Source organism: Buttiauxella sp. 3AFRM03, from assembly GCF_003675305.1.
In the GTDB taxonomy this organism is placed as follows: domain Bacteria; phylum Pseudomonadota; class Gammaproteobacteria; order Enterobacterales; family Enterobacteriaceae; genus Buttiauxella; species Buttiauxella ferragutiae.
Genome location: NZ_CP033076.1, coordinates 5,000,872 through 5,022,902, shown reverse-complemented (window position 1 = coordinate 5,022,902; position 22,031 = coordinate 5,000,872). Strand labels below are relative to the sequence as shown.

General features: G+C 49.6%; 22 protein-coding genes and 1 pseudogene. 8 read left to right on the top strand and 15 right to left on the bottom strand.

Translation table 11 applies throughout. From position 1 onward, the window contains the following. Positions 1-27 precede the first annotated feature (27 nt). Positions 28-1,323, top strand: coding sequence for a rhodanese-like domain-containing protein (locus tag D8682_RS24935; RefSeq protein ID WP_121815428.1), 1,296 nt, complete (start codon positions 28-30; stop codon positions 1,321-1,323). 49 nt (positions 1,324-1,372) lie between these two features. Here D8682_RS24935 and D8682_RS24930 read toward each other — a convergent pair whose 3' ends face one another. The 8 genes and pseudogenes from D8682_RS24930 to D8682_RS24900 all read right to left on the bottom strand — a co-directional run bounded on the left by D8682_RS24930 (position 1,373) and on the right by D8682_RS24900 (position 8,464). Beyond that, positions 1,373-1,660 carry a type VI secretion system PAAR protein gene (locus D8682_RS24930; RefSeq protein ID WP_121815427.1) on the bottom strand — a complete coding sequence of 96 codons (288 nt, stop codon included), beginning with the start codon at positions 1,658-1,660 and terminating at the stop codon, positions 1,373-1,375. 40 nt (positions 1,661-1,700) lie between these two features. After that, positions 1,701-2,333, bottom strand: coding sequence for a hypothetical protein (locus D8682_RS24925; RefSeq protein WP_238392794.1), 633 nt, complete (start codon positions 2,331-2,333; stop codon positions 1,701-1,703). Between the two features lie 23 nt (positions 2,334-2,356). Further along, entirely contained in the window at positions 2,357-2,578 is a 222-nt protein-coding gene (locus D8682_RS27295) for a hypothetical protein (protein WP_238392793.1), read from the bottom strand. 539 nt (positions 2,579-3,117) lie between these two features. After that, positions 3,118-3,819 carry a hypothetical protein gene (locus tag D8682_RS24920; RefSeq protein WP_121815426.1) on the bottom strand — a complete coding sequence of 234 codons (702 nt, stop codon included), beginning with the start codon at positions 3,817-3,819 and terminating at the stop codon, positions 3,118-3,120. Between the two features lie 19 nt (positions 3,820-3,838). Then, complete coding sequence (locus D8682_RS24915; protein WP_133521357.1) at positions 3,839-4,597, bottom strand: hypothetical protein; 759 nt, start codon at positions 4,595-4,597, stop codon at positions 3,839-3,841. A gap of 4 nt (positions 4,598-4,601) precedes the next feature. Further along, positions 4,602-6,978, bottom strand: a pseudogene (locus D8682_RS27365) (type VI secretion system Vgr family protein). Between the two features lie 297 nt (positions 6,979-7,275). Further along, the gene (locus D8682_RS24905; RefSeq protein ID WP_064547623.1) at positions 7,276-7,896 is read right to left on the bottom strand and encodes a CDP-alcohol phosphatidyltransferase family protein; all 621 of its coding nucleotides are present in this window, start codon (positions 7,894-7,896) and stop codon (positions 7,276-7,278) included. After that, complete coding sequence (locus D8682_RS24900) at positions 7,889-8,464, bottom strand: carboxymuconolactone decarboxylase family protein (protein ID WP_202914408.1); 576 nt, start codon at positions 8,462-8,464, stop codon at positions 7,889-7,891. Before D8682_RS24900 ends, D8682_RS24905 begins: the two co-directional genes overlap by 8 nt. A gap of 76 nt (positions 8,465-8,540) precedes the next feature. On the opposite strand from D8682_RS24900, the gene D8682_RS24895 reads away from it, so the two are divergent. Next, the gene (locus D8682_RS24895; protein WP_064547628.1) at positions 8,541-8,954 is read left to right on the top strand and encodes a pyrimidine (deoxy)nucleoside triphosphate diphosphatase; all 414 of its coding nucleotides are present in this window, start codon (positions 8,541-8,543) and stop codon (positions 8,952-8,954) included. Here the strand turns inward: D8682_RS24895 and D8682_RS24890 are convergent. The 4 genes from D8682_RS24890 to D8682_RS24875 form a co-directional block, all read right to left on the bottom strand. Further along, positions 8,914-9,195, bottom strand: coding sequence for a DUF1496 domain-containing protein (locus D8682_RS24890; protein ID WP_074388582.1), 282 nt, complete (start codon positions 9,193-9,195; stop codon positions 8,914-8,916). The genes D8682_RS24895 and D8682_RS24890 overlap by 41 nt on opposite strands. Next, complete coding sequence (locus D8682_RS24885) at positions 9,122-11,110, bottom strand: DNA topoisomerase III (RefSeq protein WP_064547629.1); 1,989 nt, start codon at positions 11,108-11,110, stop codon at positions 9,122-9,124. Before D8682_RS24885 ends, D8682_RS24890 begins: the two co-directional genes overlap by 74 nt. Positions 11,111-11,114: 4 nt before the next feature. Beyond that, entirely contained in the window at positions 11,115-12,158 is a 1,044-nt protein-coding gene (gene selD / locus D8682_RS24880; RefSeq protein WP_064547632.1) for a selenide, water dikinase SelD, read from the bottom strand. A 118-nt stretch (positions 12,159-12,276) separates the two neighbouring features. Then, positions 12,277-12,828, bottom strand: coding sequence for an NAD(P)H nitroreductase (locus tag D8682_RS24875; protein WP_121815424.1), 552 nt, complete (start codon positions 12,826-12,828; stop codon positions 12,277-12,279). 159 nt (positions 12,829-12,987) lie between these two features. Here D8682_RS24875 and sppA point away from each other — a divergent pair, with 159 nt between their 5' ends. The 4 genes from sppA to D8682_RS24855 all read left to right on the top strand — a co-directional run bounded on the left by sppA (position 12,988) and on the right by D8682_RS24855 (position 18,023). After that, entirely contained in the window at positions 12,988-14,838 is a 1,851-nt protein-coding gene (gene sppA, locus D8682_RS24870; protein ID WP_064547636.1) for a signal peptide peptidase SppA, read from the top strand. 93 nt (positions 14,839-14,931) lie between these two features. Then, the gene (gene ansA, locus D8682_RS24865; RefSeq protein ID WP_064547638.1) at positions 14,932-15,948 is read left to right on the top strand and encodes an asparaginase; all 1,017 of its coding nucleotides are present in this window, start codon (positions 14,932-14,934) and stop codon (positions 15,946-15,948) included. 9 nt (positions 15,949-15,957) lie between these two features. After that, the gene (gene pncA, locus D8682_RS24860) at positions 15,958-16,587 is read left to right on the top strand and encodes a bifunctional nicotinamidase/pyrazinamidase (RefSeq protein ID WP_121815423.1); all 630 of its coding nucleotides are present in this window, start codon (positions 15,958-15,960) and stop codon (positions 16,585-16,587) included. 164 nt (positions 16,588-16,751) lie between these two features. Beyond that, positions 16,752-18,023 (top strand): glycoside hydrolase family 18 protein, encoded by a 1,272-nt coding sequence (locus tag D8682_RS24855; protein WP_121815422.1) that lies wholly within the window; start codon positions 16,752-16,754, stop codon positions 18,021-18,023. A gap of 98 nt (positions 18,024-18,121) precedes the next feature. On the opposite strand, the gene D8682_RS24850 is transcribed toward D8682_RS24855, so the two are convergent. Further along, a complete protein-coding gene (locus D8682_RS24850; RefSeq protein ID WP_121815777.1) occupies positions 18,122-18,397 on the bottom strand; it encodes a YeaC family protein in 276 nt (91 codons plus the stop codon). A 42-nt stretch (positions 18,398-18,439) separates the two neighbouring features. Next, positions 18,440-18,853 (bottom strand): peptide-methionine (R)-S-oxide reductase MsrB, encoded by a 414-nt coding sequence (gene msrB, locus D8682_RS24845; RefSeq protein WP_064547646.1) that lies wholly within the window; start codon positions 18,851-18,853, stop codon positions 18,440-18,442. A gap of 345 nt (positions 18,854-19,198) precedes the next feature. On the opposite strand from msrB, the gene gapA reads away from it, so the two are divergent. Both gapA and D8682_RS24835 read left to right on the top strand, forming a co-directional pair. Next, positions 19,199-20,194, top strand: a complete 996-nt coding sequence (gene gapA, locus D8682_RS24840; RefSeq protein ID WP_064547648.1) for a glyceraldehyde-3-phosphate dehydrogenase — start codon at positions 19,199-19,201, stop codon at positions 20,192-20,194. A 76-nt stretch (positions 20,195-20,270) separates the two neighbouring features. Continuing rightward, positions 20,271-21,158, top strand: coding sequence for a D-hexose-6-phosphate mutarotase (locus D8682_RS24835; protein ID WP_121815421.1), 888 nt, complete (start codon positions 20,271-20,273; stop codon positions 21,156-21,158). Here D8682_RS24835 and D8682_RS24830 read toward each other — a convergent pair. After that, positions 21,155-22,006 carry an aldo/keto reductase gene (locus D8682_RS24830; protein ID WP_121815420.1) on the bottom strand — a complete coding sequence of 284 codons (852 nt, stop codon included), beginning with the start codon at positions 22,004-22,006 and terminating at the stop codon, positions 21,155-21,157. The genes D8682_RS24835 and D8682_RS24830 overlap by 4 nt on opposite strands. Between the last annotated feature and the right edge of the window lie 25 nt (positions 22,007-22,031).

The window sequence follows — 22,031 nt, the reverse complement described above, 5'->3', positions numbered from 1 at the left end:
TTTTTTCTCTCTTTTTCAGGTTATAAGATGAAACGTGTTTCTCAACTAACCGCCGCCTTGATGTTATCTGGGTTGGCGCACATGGCTCTTGCCGCAGAACTGCCTTCCCAAATGACTTTATCCAACCTTCAGGCGCAGCACGGCGTGGTGATTGATACCCGTCCCAGTGCTTTTTATAACGGCTGGCCGCAAACCCTGAACGGTGTTGGTGGCCACGAGCCTGCCGCGCTTAATTTATCGGCCAGTTGGTTAGGCATGATGAATGACGAGCAACTGCAACTGTGGGCAAAACAACACAATCTGGCATCAGATAGTTTGATTGCGCTGTACGGTCAAAGTGATGAGACAAAAGCGGTAAAAGTGCGGCTGTCCAAACTGGGTTATCAGTACATCGCTCTGCTGTCTGATGCCCTGCAACAACCGGCACGTTTGCAGAAAATGGCCCACTTCGAGCAGCTTGTTTATCCGCAGTGGCTACATAACCTGATGCAGAATAAAGACGTTGTGGCAAAACCTGCGGGCGAAGTCAAAATCATCGAAGCCGCCTGGGGTGCACCGAAACAGTATCTGTTAAGCCATATTCCTGGTGCGGATTACATCGATACCAACGATATCGAAAGCGAGCCGTTATGGAATAAAGTGTCTGACGACCAACTCAAAGCTTTGCTGGCAAAACACGGTATCCGTCATGACACCACGGTGGTGATGTACGGACGTGATGTCTATGCTGCGGCGCGTGTCGCACAAATACTGCTGTATGCCGGCGTGAAAGACGTGCGTTTGCTGGATGGTGGCTGGCAGAGTTGGGCTGACGCCAAATTACCTGTAGAGCGCGGTTTGCCAAACGAGGTTAAACCGGCAGCCGATTTTGGTGCGCCATTCCCAGGCCAACCACAGCTGATGCTCGACACCGAGCAAGCGCGCGGGTTGTTAGGCCGCAAAGATGCCTCGCTGGTCAGTATCCGTTCGTGGCCGGAGTTTATCGGCACTACCAGTGGTTATAGCTACATCAAGCCAAAAGGTGAGATTGCCGGTGCGCGCTGGGGCCATGCGGGTTCTGACTCGACGCATATGGAAGATTTCCATAATCCGGACGGCACCATGCGTTCTGCTGATGACATCGCCGCCATGTGGAAGAGCTGGAATATTACGCCGGATCAGCAAGTGGCCTTTTACTGTGGTACTGGCTGGCGCGCATCAGAAACCTTCATGTATGCCCGTGCGATGGGCTGGAAGAATGTCGGCGTGTACGACGGCGGCTGGTATGAGTGGAGTAGTAATCCGCAGAATCCGGTAGCTACGGGTGAGCGTAAGCCTCTGTAAGATGTTTTAACTCGTCCTCTCCTGCCGGAGAGGACGAGGATGGTTCCATTTAACCCATATTGACAGTCCCACTCCCAATCACAACACCGCCACAGCTAATACTGTCCCCTGTTCTGGCTGCCGGAATCCCATCTATAAACACTGTCCCAGAGCCACTTGAGATAGCGCGAGGATAAGGTGGGTGATCTGGCGGTTTGCTGTGCTCAAAGAGCGGATCACCCAAACGGGCTGCAGGTAAACCATCAATAAATACTGTTGGTGAACCAGCAACTATCGGCGTGGAATGAAAACCATTGTGTTCAGTTCCTTGATCATTCAGTTTTGCGGCTAACGGCATAAATATCCTTATTGCAGTCAGTGAAGATATTAGTTTTTATTTAACGAACTAATACCATTTTACCGTCGATCATGGCGAAGAAGGGGTTCCAGGAGAATATATGCTCTCCTTTTTCATCGAAAAACTGGATAGGAGATCTTCGACTTGCACCGCCAATGCCAAGACAGAATATTCTATTTTTTTGATATACTAATACTTTAAATTTATCCCAGTCTGGAGTGGAATTTACTTTCCCTTGCTTAATTGCATCTACGATTCCAATCGAATTAAAAAATAACTCAGTATCTTCTGTGAAATCTGTTATCGCATATTCTTTTAAAGCAATAGAATATTTCTTTTTTACATTTACAAGATCATTGCCTTCCAAGTCATTAAGTATGTCTTTATATATAACAATCAGTTGATTCCGTAATTCCATATTATTCTGTTGAGGAGTGGCTTTTGTCCATTGCCATTCAGGAATGCCTTCTACAATAAAATTTCTGGAGGCTGTCAACCAATCATTAGGTTTTTCATGTCCACTAAATTTAATTCTATTAGATACTCCTTTTACTATTGTATTAAAGGTCGTGTCTTTAATGTCTTCGATGGAATAGCCTTGAGGATCGGTAAAGGAACGCTCGTTTGCACCATCAAAGCTAACCTTGAAATTAGTTATCGTTTCATTAGGCATGTTTGGAGTTAATTTAACAACCTTTACTTCACAAGAATATTCTGTTCTGTTTTTTTTGATTTTGAAGGGTAAAAAATTAACCCTATAGTGTTTTCTTTATTATTCTCTAATACGTCAGTAATATCACTCCCGGTACTAATGGTTCTTGAACCATCCAAAGTGCTTAAATAATCCAATCCATTTACTGATAAAATACACAAGCTACCTTTAGTATTGAAATACGCCGAATACCTAACAGTATCCATATTAACTCCTGCAAAAATGTTAAATGAAACAAAGTAAATAGTGAATACTAAATTTTTAAAAAAATGTTTATTTTCATAAAATTACTCTATAAGTTGAGCTATCTTTATTCATTGCTTTGCAGATAGCCCATTCACCTTCGCCTTCATCCCAACTATCATTATCTGGAGGTTCTTCTTCACTAACCTCTCCAATACCTTTCTTATTTTTATCTCCTATATCAACCTTAATTTTATATTTTGCATATATTACAATACCGTTATGGAAAAAGATATATCAGCGTGGAATGAAAACCATCGTGTTCAGTTCCTTGATCATTCAGTTTTGCGGCTAACGGCATAAATATCCTTATTATAGTGAGTGAGACTTTGAGTTTTATTTAATATGACTAGTTTTTTATGGTCACTCTACAGTCGTCTGTCAATATGGCAAGAGAACCTTCCCTTCATCTATTTATTGGCTGTGTTATGTTGAATTTATCACCCCATAAAAAATCTATTCATTTGATACTAAAGATTCTATAGTGCAAAAAAATTTTCGTTTAATTGGGTTGGTAATACCATACAGCCTTGATATAATCACTTTCATTCTTTTTATATAAAACAATAAGCCATTTATTCGAAGAATAACCAGAGTTAATATCTGAAGGACTCACCACTGTATTAATCATATTACCAAAATCATGATCAGATAGCTTATAATACTCATTTTCTTTTATTGGTTTGAAACGTAATGTTTCTATAGGATACACATAATCAATTATCAGCAATGGGTTCTGCCAGCTATAAAATACTTTGTAGATACTGTATTTATTTACAACCGCAGGTATGAAAATGCTATTCTTCGCTACATTAAGATATCTGAAATTATTTCTTTCAGAACGCAAGTGGCCATGTTCAGTCCCATCTGAATGTTCACTTTCACATACTTTTTCATCAATAATATTATCACAAAAAAATACGGCACTTGCCTCTACTCTAACTCCACCCTGAAAGTAAGCATAAATTTTTTTCAGGATTTCATTGACATCACTCTGTGCATCATCACATTGGACTTCATTTTCACTGATGTAGTCAGTTAGCTTGTTAAAGCTATCTACGCCATTCAGACTTTCTATAGATCTTTTATAGGAAGAATATTGTTCGCAATCACCATTACTTATTTTTTTTGCAACAATTGAATCCGCATGACAATCAATAGACAAAGTTATTATGAATAATAAAAAAGACTTTACATAATGCATGTATTCACCCCAAAATCCATTATGTCACCACCGTGATTTCACCCACATACATCCCCTTGGTTCCTGGAATTCTGTGATTAATCAAATAATCGTATACAACATTCCACTTCTCAACGTCATATACTGTCACACAACCTTCAGATAAATTACCAAGATGGATGTAACGCGAGCTATTACCTCCTTCCCCATTTAATTCTATAGGAAACCAGATATCATTACACGTTATAACCCCAGGTGAAAATGCCTTTCTGTACCAGTCTGTTGGAGCATTTTTAGCATGTGAGTTGTCAGGAGACATTAGCTTATGAACCCCTGCAGGGATAGGTGAGTAAGAATATTTTGGTGGCCACAAACTATTAAGTGTAACTTTTATGATTGAGCCATTAACATATAAATTTGCGAACTGCTGTATTAAATCACCTTTGAATCTTGAGGTGGTTTTAACTGGTTTCCCGACATATTCTACTTTAATTGAAGCACTCTTTTGCATGGGGCCTTTGCTACTTAAATATTTTAATGCATTTTCTTGCTGCAAACTAATGGTCTGACCTATTAAATTTGATTTATCACTAGCCACTAAGAGATAAAGCCTTCCATTTTTCTCTCCTTTTACAATAAGCTTCACATTTTCATGAAGAAAATCAAAATTACCGTTATCTAGCTTTACTTTTAGCCACCCCTCCTCAGTAGCTTTTCGACTATACATTATTTTACCTGTGACAACATGTAAACTACTTGGTCTTGAATTCGACGTTCCACGATTATTCGTTAATGGCATTTTATTACTCCAAGTCTAAATCATATTCAAAAACCAGATATTCTTCCTCAGTAGTTTTTATTCGTTCTGTTTTCCCATCCGGATCGGTTACTCCTCGATATACCACTCCGCTAGTTGTTGTTATTTTATATTTTTGTAATTCGATAGGATTCCCTTCGTCATCTCGAAGTAAAAATTGCTCATCAAACACAGAATCCTCTGGCTCATCCTGTCCTCCAGAGTCATCCCCACCTCCTGAGCCATTTCCACCACCATCACTCCCGTATCCGTCCTGCTGTGGCTCATCTGGCGAATTACCATCTTCACCCGTCAGCGCATTCAGCATCGCCGGTAATTGCGTCGGCACCGGATTACCCGGACTGCCACCGCTGTTGAGGTTGATTTTCAGCCCACTGATGTCCACGCCACCAGGATGGATGACGATAAATGAGCTGCCCATTTTCAGGGTGATTTTCGTATTGCTCTGCAGCACGATATCGCCCTGTGCATCCGTGCCCAGCGCACCCGCCACTTTCTGGGCCAGGTCACCTTTCACCTCCAGGCTGTGGTTACCTTCCACCAGGCTGAGGTGGTCTCCGCAGGTGTTGTGCTCCTGCTTCCCTTCCACTGTCACCTTGCGGTCTTTTGCCACAGTCAGACCGTCATCACGGCCGGTATTCACGGTGTGGTCACGGGTGACTTTCAGGGTCTGGTCATTGCGTACCGTGATACTGCGGTCGTGCGCCACGGTGATGTTCTGGTCATGCCCGCCGGCATTCTCTTTGCCGACCTTCACCGTCTGCCCCAGACCGACGGTGATGCTCTGGTTATTACCAATAGTCTCGGTGTGGTCGACTTTCACATCAGTGGTGCGGTTATTGAGCACCTCGGTATCCATGTTTTTCTGCGCATGGAAATACACCTGCTCATTAGCTGTCGCATCGTCGAATTTCAGTTCGTTAAACCCGCTACCCTTATAGGTTTTTGAGCGGAGGGTCATCTGCGTCTTTGTGCCAGGCAGACTGCCCGGCGAGCGGTTATTTTCATGATACGTACGCCCCATCACGATGGGCTGGTCCGGGTCACCGTTGAGGAAATCGACTATCACTTCCTGGCCGACACGCGGTATCGCCAGGTGACCGAACCCGGCACCGGCCCACGCCTGCGACACCCGTATCCAGCACGAGCTGTCTTCTGTTTCGCCGTGATAACGGTCCCAGCGGAATTTCACCCGCACCCGCCCGTGTTCGTCGCAGAAAATTTCCTCCCCCGGCGGACCGGTGACCACCGCGCTCTGCGGGCCGTCGACCTTTGGTTTCTGCGGGCGATTCGGGCGCCAGGTGCGGTCTCCCGGTATGGCCACAAACCGGTTGGTGAGGGTGGTCCCCTCGCCGCGACTGCCGTGCAGCGCCTGTGGCTGCTCACCGGTCATCGCACTGCTGATGACCTGCCATTGCCGGTTGTGGCTTTTTATCGGGTGGCCGGAAAGGGGGAAGCGCACGCCCGGCGACAGCGCCGGAGAGTTGCTGGTGCCGGTGGCGGTTTCGGCCTGGTTACGCCAGGCGTCCAGTTTATAGCGGGTGAAATCTTCGCCGTGCTGTTCATCCTTAAAACGCCCCGGATAATCCAGCACTTCATACTGCGAGCGCTGGCCATTCAGGTCCCGGGCTTTCTGGCGATAGCCCCCCCGGCCAGTCCGGCATCTTAAAGGTGTAATCCAGGCTGGTGACCGATGACGGAGCGATACCCGCTTCGTGACGAAACACACTGATGTGCTCCGTGGTGGCGCCTGTCGACACATTCGGGTTAAAGGGAAAGGCATCCTGCCGCCTGCGCAGGCCGGTCACATCATCAGTCAGCATCAGCCGCTGCCCCCCGTCCGGGGAGACGTCGTCAAAGAAGAAAATGCCTTCTTCGGCCCACAGTCTGCTCAAAAAAGCGAAGTCACTTTCACCATACTGGGCGCAGAATTCCCGGGCCGGATGGGATTCATAAAACACCGACGTCCAGTTGGTGACGCCGTTTTCTGCCAGCAACGTGGCGGTGATGGTCTGAATATCCTGCTGCTGGAAGATGTGGAAGTTCTGGCGCAGACCGCAGCGCCACAGGGGAGGATGAATACGCAGGGTGTACTGCATCTGCCAGCCGTTGTGCTCGCTCATGCCGAAGGTGGCAATAATGCCGCTGACATGGCGCAGGACTTTCTGCCCCTGCCAGAGCGTCAGGGTGACGTTTTTCTCCAGCAACGGGTCAGCCGTCTGGCGGAAAGACTGGCTGGCGACGTCAGCATCGAGGACAAATGCAGCGGAGTTGTGCTGCAGCAGGCGAAAGCTCACCACCGCAAAGGTGTCCGGCTCCAGCCCTTCCACTTCCAGTGTGAAACGCAGTCCTTTTAACGACACAGCGCTCTCCCTGATGTAGAGAAAACGGATCCATGAAACGCATCAGATGCCATCACGTTATTCCTTTAATTTAGATGGAGTTATTAGCCTGAATGTATGATTCCATGTCACACATAATTCAAACAAATATAATAAAATCAATATGATAATTAAAAAGAAAGGTAGGCTTAATCAGAGGATTGATCAGTGAGCGAGGTCACATTCGGAGATGTTAGGAAATGAACCCGCAGGAGGTTACGGGCATTTGTGGTATTGCAGGATAGGGGGAAAGGATCCCCCATTCACACACAGTGAGGCTTAGGGCAACTCCACGCGCTTTAACGTCTGATAGCCACTCCACACCCGCGTCAATGTCGTCATCCAGCACAATGCTCCAAACACCCACGCAAACCAAACGAACCACTGCGGGAACAGGCAACTCAGCACAAACAACGCGATAGTTTCCGTGCCTTCCGTCAAGCCGCCGAGGTAATAAAACGATTTGTGCGCATAGCCGGGGTTATCAAGTTGATGCTTTTGCGCCACCGCAGCAAAGGCCAGGAAACTGCTGCCGGTGCCAATAAATGCGAACAGTAGCCAACCACCCGCCAGCGCATTTTGTGCAGGGTCGGCAAGAATAAAACCAAACGGCACCAGCGCGTAAAACAGAAAATCCAGCGCAATATCCAGAAACCCGCCCGCATCGGTCAGGCCGCGTCGTCGCGCCAGCGCACCATCTAAACCATCAAACAAGCGGTTGAGCACAATCGCCACCAGTGCTGCGCTATACCACTGCAATGCCAGAAACGGTAATGCCAGCACGCCGATAGCAAAACCAAACAGCGTCAGCCCGTCTGGCGTGATAGTCGGTTTATCCAGGGTTTGCGCCACACGCTCAAGCAACGGTTTAACACGGGGATGAAGGTAACTATCAAACATGTGGCGGCTTCTCAGTCGGGGTGACGCATAACCCTTGCGCCGGAATATCCAGTGCAGCATTAAAGCGGGCTGACAGGTTTTGAAACGCAACTAGTGCTGTTAATTCAGTGATAGCTTTGTCATCGAAATGGACTTTCAATTCATCTTTCAGCGCATCACTGATATTCGGCGGAGTGGCTGTCATCGCATCTGCGTAGGCCAGTGCTGCCTGTTCTTTGGCAGTGAATAGCGTTTCTTCACGCCAGTTGGCGACCGCCAGCACTTTGTCCATCGAACCGCTGCGTTCAGCCAGCCGCAGACTATTGGCATCAATACAGAATTCGCAGCAACATTGTTGGGAAACGCGCGTCATCACCAGCGAACGGACGATGGGATCGATGCCGGAACGCCGTCTTTCAAGGAACCCGACAAACAGTGCCACCAGCCAGAATAAATACGGGAAACGTCCCCACCAGCGTGTGGGGTTCAGCACCGAGCCGAAATGTTTTTTTTGCATGGCAACAATGGGCCGTAAACTGGCGGGCAGCGCATCAAGTGGCGGTACCCATGGGGATCTGTTTTTATTCATCATTCGGGAAGAGCTTCAGATAATCTTTGGTGGCGCGTATTATGCCACGCCCATAGATAAAGAACGGACCGGTATCATGAAAACCATTGATGTTGTTGCGGCAATCATCGAGCAGGACGGTAAAATTTTGCTCGCACGTCGCCCGGAAAGTGGCGACCAAGCCGGTTTATGGGAATTTCCTGGCGGCAAGGTGGATGCCAATGAATCACAACCGGCGGCGCTTGCGCGGGAACTGGAAGAAGAGTTGGCGATTAAAGCGGTGGTGGGCGATTACGTTGCCAGCCACCAGCGAGAAGTGTCCGGGCGAATCATTCATCTTCATGCGTGGCATGTAAGCGAATTCAGCGGTGAATTGACCGCGCTTTGCCACAGTGAACTGGTCTGGTGTTTACCTGCCGAGGCGTTTGATTACCCGCTTGCCCCGGCAGATATCCCATTACTTAAAGCGTTTATGGCCTTACGCGATGCCAGACTAAAGGATTCGTGCTAAGCGTTTTTTCATCACGCTGGCATTGCAGTAAAACGCCGCCCTCGGCTTTTACCACCGCCCCTTCAGAATAATTTTGATCCTGGTAGATGCAGCACTGGCTGCACGGTGCTGCTCGTTGGCCCTGAGTACTGAAGACTTCCGGAGGTACCGAGATATCTACCTGTGGATCAAGACGCTGCGCCATCCCCGGCAGGCTTATCATCAGCAGCACGGCGGCGGCGAGCAGGCTTTTTAGTCGCATCATCACTTCCCTCTTTTTTCGCCCATTGTTTACGCGGTTTTTTCTGCTCGTCAGGGGCTTTAACCCCTTTAAAAGCATGATGCACTGGTTTGGTTCGCGCCTGATGAATCAGGTCATATAGCGTTTGCACCAGCGGCTGCATGAAGTCCTGGTAACGACACTGTTTTTCACTGATTTGCGTCAGCGTCGATTCCCACTGCGCCGTCATATCTGGCCGTGCCGCCAGTTCAGGGAGCGAGTGAATCAAGGCCCGTCCGGCATCCGAAGAGTGGATATAACGCCCTTTCTTCACCAGGAAGGTGCGTTTAAACAGCAATTCGATAATCCCCGCACGGGTCGCTTCAGTGCCTAGTCCGTCCGTCGCGCGCAGGATCTTTTTAAGATCTTTATCCTGCACAAAACGAGCAATCCCGGTCATCGCTGAGAGCAACGTCGCATCCGTGAAATGGCGCGGCGGTTGAGTCTGGCGTTCTATCACTTCGCCTTTTTCACACAGCAATTCATCGCCTTTAGCGACCACTGGCAACGGCGTACCGTCGTTCTCTTCATCGCGCTCTTTACCACCCAGCAACGTGCGCCAGCCAGCTTCCGCCAGGAAACGCGCTTTGGCGTTAAACTTGCCGCCAGCAATATCGAGATCGATAGTGCATTTGCGGAACACCGCATCGGCACAGAACTGCATTAAGTATTGTCGGGCGATCAGGTTGTAAACTTTAGCTTCATTTTCAGAAAGCGAAATTTTGGAGCTGCGCGCGGTGGGAATAATCGCGTGGTGCGCGTCGACTTTTTTGTCGTCCCAGCAGCGGTTGCGCAAATCCGTATTTAACGCCGGTTGTGGCAGCAAATCGGGCTGATGAATGCTTATCGCATTCAGTACCGCATGGCGGCCAGCAAAATGCTCTTCCGGTAAGTAACGGCAATCCGAACGCGGATAAGTGATAAGTTTGTGCGTTTCGTAGAGTTTCTGGCAGATATCCAGCACGTTCTGCGCACTGACACCAAACCGTTTGGCCGCCTCAATTTGCAAGGTCGAGAGCGAAAACGGTAACGGGGCGACTTCTGATTCCCGTTTATCATTATACGCCGTGACGATGGCTGGCTGTCCGCCGATGCGGTTGACCACATGATCTGCCAGCGGGCGATGCAGCAAGCGCCCTTCTTCATCCTGATAGGGTTCACAAGACTCGCTCGGCTGCCATGTCGCGACAAAACGTTCATCGGCTGGCGTGACGATGTGCGCTTTCACTTCAAAGAAGTCTTTGGCGACGAAATTCTCGATTTCTTCATCGCGACGTACCACTAAACCCAGTACTGGGGTTTGTACACGCCCGACCGAAAGCACGCCTTGATAACCCGCGTTACGCCCAAGAATGGTGTAGGCGCGGGTCATATTGATGCCGTAAAGCCAGTCAGCTCGTGCTCGCGCCAGTGCTGAAACACACAGCGGGATGAACTCGCTATTGGAACGCAGGCGAGTAATTGCACGTTCAACTGCCTGCGGGTTAAGGTCGTTAATCAGGCAGCGCTGTACTTGCTGGCGCTTTTCCGGCGCCAGTTGCAAGTAGTCGAGAACCTCATCCACCAGCAGTTGCCCTTCGCGATCCGGGTCACCTGCGTGAACCACTTCGTCGGCTTGCACCAACAGTTTTTTGATAGCGTTGAGCTGTTTGGTGACCGATGGGCGCGGCTGCAATTGCCATTTTTCCGGCACAATCGGCAAGTCAGCCAGATTCCAGCGTGCGTAACGCCCGTCGTAAGCATCCGGCTGAGCCTGTTCCAACAAGTGACCGATGCACCAGGTCACGACTTGCCCATTACCACACTCAATGAAGCCATCACCCCGACGATGAGGTTTAGGTAGCACGTCAGCAATAGCGCGAGCGAGGCTGGGTTTTTCGGCAATAAACAGACGCATCCGACTAGCGAATCTCAATCATCGGGCGGCCGCCACGAGCGGTTTTTAGCTCGCCAATGGCAGTCAGCGTGATGCCATTTTTTTCAGCAACTGCCGCCACCGCAGCTTCAGCATCCGCCTCAACAGCCAGCAACAAGCCACCGGAAGTTTGCGGGTCACAAAGCAAATCACGCTGCGCTTCGCTCATTTCACCCATTAAGTAGCCATAGCTGGCGAAGTTACGCGAGGTGCCACCGGGCACGCAGCCCTGGGCGATATAGGCTTCAACGTCTGGCAATTTAGGGACTTTATCGAACCAGATTTCGGCCTGGACACCCGCACCACGGCACATTTCGCTCAGGTGGCCCAGCAGGCCAAAACCCGTGACGTCAGTCATCGCCGTGACGCCTTCGATATCAGCAAACTCAGCGCCAGGTTTGTTGAGCTGGCACATTATTTCTGCCGCGAGGCCGTAATGTTCTGGTTTGAGCAGCGATTTTTTCTCAGCGGTAGTCAACACGCCGATGCCGAGTGGCTTGGTGAGGAAGAGTTTGCAACCTGGTGTCGCGGAGCTGTTTTTCTTCACACGATCGGTTGGCACAATGCCGGTGACGGCAAGGCCAAAGATAGGTTCTGGCGCGTCGATTGAGTGGCCGCCCGCCAGAGAAATCCCGGCTTGCTGGCAAACAAAACGCCCGCCTTCAATCACTTTACGGGCGATTTCAGGAGCCAGGGTGTTGATCGGCCAGCCCAGAATAGCGATAGCCATAATCGGTTTGCCGCCCATCGCGTAGATGTCGCTAATAGCGTTAGTGGCGGCAATGCGCCCAAAGTCGAAAGGATCGTCGACGATCGGCATAAAGAAGTCGGTGGTGCTGATGACGCAAGTGCCGTTGCCGAGATCGTAAACCGCCGCGTCATCACTGGTTTCGTTTCCAACCAGCAAGTTTGGGTCGACAAATTTGCTCTGCTCAGATTGCAGAATAGTTTGCAGGACTTTCGGGGAAATTTTGCAGCCGCAACCAGCTCCGTGGCTGTACTGCGTCAAACGAACGGTTTGCTCACTCATAGACTACTCCTGTCATTGGCAATCGCTCTATGGTAGCGCTCAATTCAACGAGTAGTAAGACCGCATGTCTGAATTGCCCCATTCCTGGTCACAATCCAGACAGGTTTTGATTGTTTGCTTAGAATTTGCGCACAAACGGAGTGATGTCTGGCACGCTGACCGTAGTAGAGGCTTTGAGTTGCGGGGTACCCAAATACAAGAAACCGACCACTTCATCTTGCTCACGGCAATGAAGTGCTTCACGAACCGCTTCGCTTTCAGTCCAGATACCGGTGCGCCAGATGCCGTTGTAGCCCTGAGCGACTGCTGCCATCTGCATCGCCATCACCGCGCAACCCGCAGAAACCACTTGCTCCCAGACCGGGACTTTATGGTTGTCATCACAATATGCCACCACAGCGATAATCATCGGTGCGCGGAATGGCGCGGTGCGTGCCTTTTCAATGCCCTTCTCGTCAAGCTCTTCAGCAATAGCGGCTTGTTCCAGCACGTGGCTGAAGCGGTCGCGGCCTTCGCCTTCAATCACAATGAAGCGCCACGGCTGCAAGGTTCCGTGGTCAGGCGCGCGCATACCGGCACGAATAATGTTTTCCAGAATTTCGCCCGCAGGAGCGGGTTCCACCAGGCGCGAAGCACTGCGACGGTGAAGAAGTAGTTCAAGTGCATCCATTTGATAACTCCTGTCATGATTTTAATCAGCGAAACTAACACGACTGTAGATTTTGTTACAGCACACGGCAGATTTCCTACTGACATTTGCCCTGGGGGTATTTAGGATAGCAATCACTTTAGCTATACCTCAGCTAAAACTGGGTAATTCGGAGAATACATGCGCACTATCGGGCGGTTTATTGCCGGTTTCTTTAAGTGGACCTGGCGTCTGCTTAACTTTATTCGAGAGTTTATTCTCAATCTCTTTTTTGTACTGCTGGTGTTGGTTGGCGTTGGGATCTGGGCACAGATTAATAGTGCCCCAGCAGAGCCTGCACGCGGCGCGTTATTGATGGATATCACCGGTGTGGTGGTCGATAAGCCGTCGGTCAGTAATAAATTAGGTGTCATTGGCCGTCAGTTGCTCGGCGCCAGTTCTGACCGCTTGCAAGAAAACTCGCTGTTTGATGTGGTCGATACCATTCGTCAGGCGAAAGACGACCGCAATATCACCGGTATTGTGCTGGATTTAAAAGATTTTGCCGGTGGTGATCAGCCGTCTATGCAGTACATCGGTAAGGCGCTGCGCGAATTCCGCGACAGTGGTAAGCCGGTTTATGCCGTGGGTGATAGCTACAACCAAGGGCAATATTATCTGGCAAGCTTCGCTAATAAAATCTGGATGTCGCCACAAGGCGTGGTGGATTTACACGGCTTTGCTACGAATTCGCTGTATTACAAAACGCTGCTCGATAAGCTGAAAGTGTCCACGCATATCTTCCGCGTTGGGACTTATAAGTCTGCTGTCGAACCGTTTATTCGTGACGATATGTCCCCTGCGGCGCGTGAAGCCGATAGCCGCTGGATTGGTGAACTTTGGCAAAACTACCTGGGCACCATTGCGGCTAACCGCCAGATTACGGCACAGCAGGTGTTCCCTGGGGCGCAAGGTTTGCTCGATAACCTGCAAAAACTCGGCGGCGACACCGCAAAATACGCGCTGGATAACAAACTGGTTGATGAACTGGCGAGTAGCGCGGCGGTTGATAAAGCGATGATTAAACAGTTCGGCTGGAACAAAGAAAGCAAAGATTTCAGCTATACCAGCATGTATGACTATGTGGTGAAAAAGCCTGAGGATAAAGGTGACGCGATTGCGGTGATCCTCGCAGATGGCGCCATCATGGACGGCCAGGAAACTCCGGGTCAGGTCGGCGGTGATACCACAGCGTTGCAAATCCGCGAAGCGCGTCTTGATCCTAAAGTGAAGGCGATTGTACTGCGCGTCAACAGCCCTGGTGGCAGTGTGAGCGCGTCAGAAGTGATTCGTGATGAACTGGAAGCCGCACGTGAAGCCGGTAAGCCGATTGTCGTTTCGATGGGCGGTATGGCGGCATCTGGCGGTTACTGGATTTCCACGCCAGCCAATTATATTGTCGCAAGCCCCAATACCTTGACCGGTTCAATCGGTATCTTTGGGGTGATTAATACCGTGGAAAACAGCCTCGATTCGATTGGTGTTCATACGGATGGCGTGGCGACTTCGGCCCTGGCCGACGTTGCGGTGACGAAGTCGTTACCACCGGAAGTCCAGCAGATGATGCAGTTGACCATCGAAAATGGCTATAAGCGTTTTATCAATCTGGTGGCTGATTCTCGTAAGAAAACACCAGAGCAAATTGATGAAATCGCGCAGGGTCATGTCTGGACTGGGCAGGATGCCAAAGCTAACGGCCTGGTCGATAGCCTGGGTGATTTCGACGATGCGGTGGCAAAAGCCGCTGAACTGGCGAAGCTGAAAACCTGGCATCTGGATTTCTGGAAAGATGATCCAAGCTTCCTGGATATGGTGTTCGAGAGCATGAGCGGCTCGGTACGCGCCATGTTGCCGCAAGCGTTACAAGCGTATTTGCCTGCACCACTGGCGGATGCGGCTCTGGCGGTGAAAGCGCAAAACGATAAGTTTGGCACCATGAATGATCCGCAGAATCGCTATGCCTTCTGCCTCACCTGTGGTGATGTGCGATAATAATATCAACATCAGCCCGGTATTCACCGGGCTGATTTTTTTGCCCTGCCGTCTTATACTGCGCCCCATTGTGTAAAAGCCCTGAGTTCACTCATGCAAAAGAAATCCATCTACGTTGCCTACACCGGCGGTACTATCGGTATGCAGCGCTCAGAACACGGTTACATTCCTGTCTCCGGTCACTTACAACGCCAGCTGGCTTTGATGCCAGAATTCCATCGCCCGGAAATGCCTGATTTCACCATTCATGAATATCAGCCGCTAATGGACTCTTCCGATATGACACCGGAAGACTGGCAGCACATTGCTGATGACATCAAAGCGCATTACGACGAGTACGATGGTTTCGTGATCCTTCATGGTACCGACACCATGGCATTCACCGCCTCGGCGTTGTCGTTTATGCTGGAAAACCTCGGTAAACCGGTCATTGTAACTGGCTCACAGATTCCATTGGCCGAGCTGCGTTCTGATGGGCAAATTAACCTGCTCAACTCACTTTATGTTGCGGCAAACTTCCCGATAAACGAAGTGACGCTGTTCTTCAACAATCGACTATACCGTGGCAACCGCACCACCAAAGCCCATGCCGACGGTTTTGATGCATTCGCCTCGCCGAATCTTGCACCGTTGCTCGAAGCCGGGATTCACATTCGCCGTCTGAATACTCCTGCCGCACCACACGGTGAAGGTGAGTTAATCGTTCATCCGATCACTCCACAACCGATTGGCGTGGTGACGATTTACCCGGGAATTTCTGCGGATGTGGTCGGTAATTTCTTACGCCAGCCTGTGAAAGCGTTGATTCTGCGCTCTTATGGTGTGGGCAATGCTCCACAACACGGGGCGTTCCTCAAAGAGTTACAAGAGGCCTGTTCACGCGGCATTGTGGTGGTCAACCTGACGCAATGTATGTCCGGTAAAGTGAATATGGGTGGCTACGCGACCGGTAATGCATTGGCTCAAGCAGGTGTTATTAGCGGCTACGATATGACGGTAGAGGCGACACTGACTAAACTGCACTATCTACTCAGCCAAAATCTGGATGCTCAGACTATTCGTGAGGCGATGTCACGCAACTTACGCGGCGAACTCACCCCTGACGAGTAAGGAGAAGCCATGCAACGCGCGTTAGTGATAGTCGATTTACAAAATGATTTTTGCGCCGGTGGGGCGCTTGCTGTGCCTGAAGGTGACAGCACGATTAATTTGGCGAACGCGTTAATCGCGCATTGTAAAGCCCGTGGTGACGCGGTGCTTGCCACACAAGACTGGCATCCGGCAGATCACGGTAGTTTTGCCAGCGTGCAAAAAGCTGAGCCTTATACGCAGGGGAAACTCGACGGGCTGACACAAACCTGGTGGCCGGATCATTGTGTTCAGAACAGTGAAGGCGCGGAACTTCACCCCTTGCTTAATGCGCAGGAAATCGACGCTATTTTTCAAAAGGGCGAAAATCACCTCGTTGATAGCTACAGTGGTTTTTTCGACAATGGACATCGCCAGAAAACCCAGCTCGACGATTGGTTATTCCGCCACGAGATTAAACAGCTGATTGTGGTTGGGCTAGCGACGGATTATTGCGTCAAGTTCACGGTACTGGATGCGTTGTCGTTGGGTTATGAAGTTACGGTTATCACTGATGGTTGCCGTGGCGTGAATCTGCATCCGCAAGACAGCCTGCGGGCGTTCCAGGATATGTCAGCGGCTGGCGCTACGCTGATGACACTCGCTGATTTTACTTACTAATTTTCTCCAGGGCGTAAACGCGCCCTTTCCCCTTTTTTCGATTCCGCTCTCATTCTGAACTTTTAGTGCTCGCTCATTGATGAGAGCGCTCTCATAATCAAGTTGCTTATTTATACAGCATTTTAGCTGTATTTCTTATTTGTCCGTCAAAGAGGAACTCCCCAATGGTTTTCACGCGTAAGCTGCTGCCGTTGCTGGCAGTGATACAAATCGCTTGTGCTGGTGTGGCTCAGGCAAGCTCTTACCTCTCGGTAGGTTATTTCAACGGTGGCGGTGATGTCACTGCCGGGCCCGGTGGTGATATCGATAAACTCGATGTCCGCCAGATTACCCATCTCAACTACTCGTTTGGCCTGATCTACAACGATGAAAAAGATGAAACTAATCCTGCGTTAAAAGATGCCTCTAAACTTCACCAAATCTGGCTTTCACCAAAAGTGATGTCTGACCTTGAGAAAATCCCTGCGCTGCGTAAACAGAATCCACAACTGAAAGTCCTGCTTTCGGTCGGCGGCTGGGGCGCGCGTGGTTTCTCTGGGGCGGCGGCTACACCTGAAAATCGCACCGTTTTTATCCGTTCGGTACAGGATGTGATCAAGCGTTACGGTCTGGATGGTATCGATCTGGACTGGGAGTATCCGGTGAATGGCGCGTGGGGGCTGGTGGCAAGCCTTCCTGAAGATCGCGCTAATTTCACCGCATTGCTAAATGAACTGCGTGCAGCACTTGGCAAAGAGAAACTGCTGACAATTGCTGTCGGCGCAAACGTGAAAAGCCCAACCGAATGGGTGGATGTGAAAGCCATTGCGCCTGCGCTGGATTACATCAACCTGATGACTTACGACATGGCGTATGGCACTCAGTACTTCAACGCCAATCTGTATGATTCGAAAACCTGGCCAACCGTGGCGGCTGCTGACAAATATAACGTGAATTTCGTGGTCGATAATTATATTAAAGCTGGCTTAAAACCCGCGCAGATGAACCTCGGCATCGGTTTCTATGGCCGCATTCCTAAACGCGCCACTGAGCCAGGTATTGACTGGGATAAACCAGACGCGGCTAAAAACCCGGTCACTCAACCCTATTTCGGCGATAGCGAGAAAGCGCTGTTTATGTCCTTAGGCGTTGACCTGACTAAAGACAGTTACATGAAATATAACGATATTGTTAGCAAAATGCTTAACGACCCGCAAAAGCGCTTCACTGAAAACTGGGATGATGACGCGCATGTCCCCTACTTGACCGTCAAGTCAGCCGAAGGGAAGCCGTTGTTCGCCATCTCTTATGAGAACCCACGTTCTGTGGCAATCAAAGCGGAGTACATCAAAGCGAAAGGCTTAGGTGGCGCGATGTTCTGGGAGTATGGCGCGGATGACAACAACCGCCTGGCAAAAGAGTTAGCCAAAGATTTAGGGATTAAAACGGAGCATTAACGTCGTTATTCGGTGGGTGACGCAAGCTTACCCACCCTACTCGATCTGTCCCCTCTCCCATTGGGAGAGGGTCAGGGAGAGGGAGAAAAAACAACTCGTTACAGCTTCACGGTCAAAATCGGCGCGGGTTCGATACCAAACTCGGCTTTCAGTTGCTGCTTACTCTTCATCACGATATTGCCATCGGTGCCGATGGTCATATGTTGCGGGTCAGTGTTATGACGCGTCTGCCACATCATCACTAATTGCAAACTGTTCTCTTTTTGGTCGGGTGTCAGTGCCACACCGTCTGGCCATTTCCCCAGCTCAACGGCGGTCACCAGACGTTGATAAACTTCCGGTGTCATTGCTTCTAACATTTCATCCAGGTTCATCATGCGGCAAGTTCCTGTGGAATAATTTGCTGAATCGATTTTTCAGCCTTCGATTTGCTCACCGTTTTTATCATCGGTGAAGTTCAACGAAGCTGAATTTACGCAGTATCGCTCACCCGTTGGCTGAGGGCCATCCGGGAAGACATGACCTAAATGGGCTTCGCAATTGTTACAACGGATTTCTACCCGCTCCATGCCGTGTGAAAAGTCCTTGATATAACGGATTGCGTTGTCACTCACCGGCTCATAGAAGCTAGGCCAGCCGCAGCCTGAGTCATACTTGGACTCTGACATAAACAACGGTGCGTCGCAGACCAGACAGTGATAGACACCTTCCCGCTTGTTATGCAGCAGACGACCGGAAAACGGTGGCTCAGTGCCATGCTTCTGGGTGACATACAACTGCATCTCAGAAAGGTTTTTTTTCGATAAATCAGGAGGTAATTGGTTAGCCATATGCGTACATCTCGGGCAGTGGGTACTGTAACTGATAACAGCATGATTCTAACAAAAAATTAACAACACCGTGCGGTTTTTTGTTCTAAACTTAGCCCTGAATTTCTGGCTCAGTGCCATTTGTGATCGGTGTCACATTCTTGTTGGAATTGATCTTTAAAATTCCTTGTATCATCCCCATTTGGATATAGAGCCAAAAGGGGAGCGCGAGGCGGTTCAGTCGTTCAAATGATGTCCATAGGATTGATTTGTCGCAATGATTGACACGATTCCGCTTGACGCTGAGTAAGGTTTTTGTAATTTTACAGGCAACTTTTATTCACTAACAAATAGCTGGTGGAATATATGACTATCAAAGTAGGTATCAACGGTTTTGGCCGTATCGGCCGTATTGTTTTCCGTGCTGCTCAGGAACGTTCTGACATCGAGATCGTTGCAATCAACGACCTGTTAGACGCTGAATACATGGCTTACATGCTGAAGTACGACTCAACTCACGGTCGTTTCAACGGCACTGTAGAAGTCAAAGACGGCCACCTGGTTGTTAACGGCAAAACTATCCGTGTTACCGCAGAACGTGACCCGGCTAACCTGAAGTGGAACGAAGTCAACGTTGATGTAGTTGCTGAAGCAACTGGTCTGTTCCTGACTGACGAAACCGCTCGTAAGCACATCACTGCTGGCGCGAAAAAGGTTGTTCTGACTGGTCCTTCTAAAGACAGCACTCCTATGTTCGTTCGTGGTGCTAACTTCGAAAAATATGCTGGCCAGGATATCGTTTCTAACGCATCTTGCACCACTAACTGCCTGGCTCCACTGGCTAAAGTTATCAACGACAACTTCGGTATCGTTGAAGGCCTGATGACCACTGTTCACGCAACTACTGCTACTCAGAAAACTGTTGATGGCCCGTCTCATAAAGACTGGCGCGGCGGTCGTGGCGCAGCTCAGAACATCATCCCTTCTTCTACCGGTGCTGCTAAAGCTGTAGGCGTTGTACTGCCAGAGCTGAACGGTAAAATCACTGGTATGGCGTTCCGTGTTCCAACTCCAAACGTGTCTGTTGTTGACCTGACCGTTCGTCTGGAAAAAGCGGCTACCTACGAAGAAATCAAGAAAGCAATGAAAGCGGCTTCTGAAGGCGCAATGAAAGGCGTTCTGGGTTACACCGAAGACGACGTTGTTTCTACTGATTTCAACGGCGAAATCTGCACTTCCGTGTTCGATGCTAAAGCTGGTATCGCACTGAACGACAAATTTGTGAAACTGGTTTCCTGGTACGACAACGAAACTGGCTACTCTCACAAAGTACTGGATCTGATTGCTCACATCTCCAAATAAGTTGAGATGAGTGATTAATCCTGAAGGGCGACTGTGGTCGCCCTTTTTTTTCGCCTTTGATCGATAGGTTGAACAAATGATTAATAAAATTTTTGCCCTTCCGGTTATTGAACAAATCACCTCTTCTGTGTCTCGCCGCCAAATTGACGAGCTGGAAGTTATCGTTGTTGACCATCCACAAGCTCGCGGTTCTGTGACATTGCAAGGCGCGCACCTGCTGTCATGGAAACCTGCTGGTGAAGAAGAAGTGCTTTGGTTGAGCGACAACACCCCATTCCAGGACGGTAAAGCCATTCGTGGTGGTGTGCCAATCTGCTGGCCATGGTTTGGCCCTGCCGCGCAATCAGACTTACCCGCGCACGGTTTTGCCCGTAACTTGCCATGGGCTTTGAGCGCTCATAACGAAGATGAAAGCGGCGTTTCTCTGACTTTCGAATTACAAAGCAGCGATGCAACGCGTAAATTCTGGCCACACGATTTCACCCTGTATGCACGTTACAAACTGGGTAAAACCTGTGAGATGGAACTGGAAGCGCACGGCGAATTCGAGGTTAACTCCGCACTACACACTTACTTTAATGTTGGCGATATTGCTGATGTGAAAGTGAGCGGGCTGGGTAAAAAATATATCGATAAAGTGCTTAATGCTTCTGAAGGCCAGTTAACTGACGGCGTGCAGACCTTCCCGGACCGTACTGACCGTGTGTATCTGGAACCAGAAGAGTGCAGCGTTATCCATGATGCAAGCCTGAACCGCGCTATCAATGTTGTACATCACCATCACGTTAACGTGGTTGGCTGGAACCCTGGCCCGGCATTGTCTGCTTCTATGGCAGATATGCCAGACGATGGTTACAAGACTTTCGTTTGTGTCGAAACGGCCTGCGCAAGCGCACCGCAGAAAGCAACTGCAGATAAACCTGCACGCTTAGCGGCGACACTGAGCGTCGCGAAAAAAGCTTAAACCATATCTAAAGGCGTTTTGCGGCCCGGTGCCGGGAACGCCTTTTCCATCAAAGTGATTTCTTCCTGCTTCAATGTAATCTCAAGCGCCAGGGCATTTTCTTTGACATGCGCCACACTGCCTGCTTTTGGAATTGCGACCACGCCTTCATGATGAATGACCCACGCCAGCAGTAACTGCGCAACCGTCACCCCTTTTTGCTGTGCAAGATCATTAAGCACAGGATGGTTCATCAACCCGCTACGCAACCGGCCTGCTTGTGCTAACGGGCAATAAGCCATCACCGGCATTTTTTGCTGCTGGCACCAGGGAAGTAAATCATGCTCAATGCCACGTGAGGCAAGATGATAAAGCACCTGATTGGTGGCACATTCGCGCCCACCCGTAACACTCCACAACTCCTGCATATCTGCATAGTCGAGGTTTGAAACACCCCAACGACGAATTTTGCCCTGTTGCACCAGTTGCTGCATAACGCTGACCGTATCTTCCAGTGCAATATCCCCGCGCCAGTGCAGCAAATAAAGATCGAGATAATCCGTTTTTAGCCGTTTCAGGCTCTGCTCGCAGGCCTGAATAGCGCTCGGCCCGGCGGCATTCCAGGGGTAGACTTTCGAAACGAGGTAAACCTCATCACGCCTGCCGCTAATAGCTTCACCCACAACTTTTTCTGCCCCACCATTGGCATACATTTCTGCCGTGTCGATGAGAGTCAGGCCGAGATCGATGCCCGCTCTTAGTGCATTCACCTCTTCGACATATTGCGCAGACTTTTCCCCCATATACCAGGTGCCTTGCCCAATTGCCGGTAGCGGTTGTGTTCCAGAAAAGATTATTTGTTTTGCCATCACATCCCCCTTAACTCGTTGCACC

Coding starts and splice junctions, on each gene's coding strand:
- D8682_RS24935 (WP_121815428.1), top strand. CDS start 28: ATGAAACGTGTTTCTCAACTAACCGCCGCCTTGATGTTATCTGGGTTG.
- D8682_RS24930 (WP_121815427.1), bottom strand. CDS start 1,660: ATGCCGTTAGCCGCAAAACTGAATGATCAAGGAACTGAACACAATGGT.
- D8682_RS24925 (WP_238392794.1), bottom strand. CDS start 2,333: ATGCCTAATGAAACGATAACTAATTTCAAGGTTAGCTTTGATGGTGCA.
- D8682_RS27295 (WP_238392793.1), bottom strand. CDS start 2,578: ATGGATACTGTTAGGTATTCGGCGTATTTCAATACTAAAGGTAGCTTG.
- D8682_RS24920 (WP_121815426.1), bottom strand. CDS start 3,819: ATGCATTATGTAAAGTCTTTTTTATTATTCATAATAACTTTGTCTATT.
- D8682_RS24915 (WP_133521357.1), bottom strand. CDS start 4,597: ATGCCATTAACGAATAATCGTGGAACGTCGAATTCAAGACCAAGTAGT.
- D8682_RS24905 (WP_064547623.1), bottom strand. CDS start 7,896: ATGTTTGATAGTTACCTTCATCCCCGTGTTAAACCGTTGCTTGAGCGT.
- D8682_RS24900 (WP_202914408.1), bottom strand. CDS start 8,464: ATGAATAAAAACAGATCCCCATGGGTACCGCCACTTGATGCGCTGCCC.
- D8682_RS24895 (WP_064547628.1), top strand. CDS start 8,541: ATGAAAACCATTGATGTTGTTGCGGCAATCATCGAGCAGGACGGTAAA.
- D8682_RS24890 (WP_074388582.1), bottom strand. CDS start 9,195: ATGCGACTAAAAAGCCTGCTCGCCGCCGCCGTGCTGCTGATGATAAGC.
- D8682_RS24885 (WP_064547629.1), bottom strand. CDS start 11,110: ATGCGTCTGTTTATTGCCGAAAAACCCAGCCTCGCTCGCGCTATTGCT.
- selD (WP_064547632.1), bottom strand. CDS start 12,158: ATGAGTGAGCAAACCGTTCGTTTGACGCAGTACAGCCACGGAGCTGGT.
- D8682_RS24875 (WP_121815424.1), bottom strand. CDS start 12,828: ATGGATGCACTTGAACTACTTCTTCACCGTCGCAGTGCTTCGCGCCTG.
- sppA (WP_064547636.1), top strand. CDS start 12,988: ATGCGCACTATCGGGCGGTTTATTGCCGGTTTCTTTAAGTGGACCTGG.
- ansA (WP_064547638.1), top strand. CDS start 14,932: ATGCAAAAGAAATCCATCTACGTTGCCTACACCGGCGGTACTATCGGT.
- pncA (WP_121815423.1), top strand. CDS start 15,958: ATGCAACGCGCGTTAGTGATAGTCGATTTACAAAATGATTTTTGCGCC.
- D8682_RS24855 (WP_121815422.1), top strand. CDS start 16,752: ATGGTTTTCACGCGTAAGCTGCTGCCGTTGCTGGCAGTGATACAAATC.
- D8682_RS24850 (WP_121815777.1), bottom strand. CDS start 18,397: ATGAACCTGGATGAAATGTTAGAAGCAATGACACCGGAAGTTTATCAA.
- msrB (WP_064547646.1), bottom strand. CDS start 18,853: ATGGCTAACCAATTACCTCCTGATTTATCGAAAAAAAACCTTTCTGAG.
- gapA (WP_064547648.1), top strand. CDS start 19,199: ATGACTATCAAAGTAGGTATCAACGGTTTTGGCCGTATCGGCCGTATT.
- D8682_RS24835 (WP_121815421.1), top strand. CDS start 20,271: ATGATTAATAAAATTTTTGCCCTTCCGGTTATTGAACAAATCACCTCT.
- D8682_RS24830 (WP_121815420.1), bottom strand. CDS start 22,006: ATGGCAAAACAAATAATCTTTTCTGGAACACAACCGCTACCGGCAATT.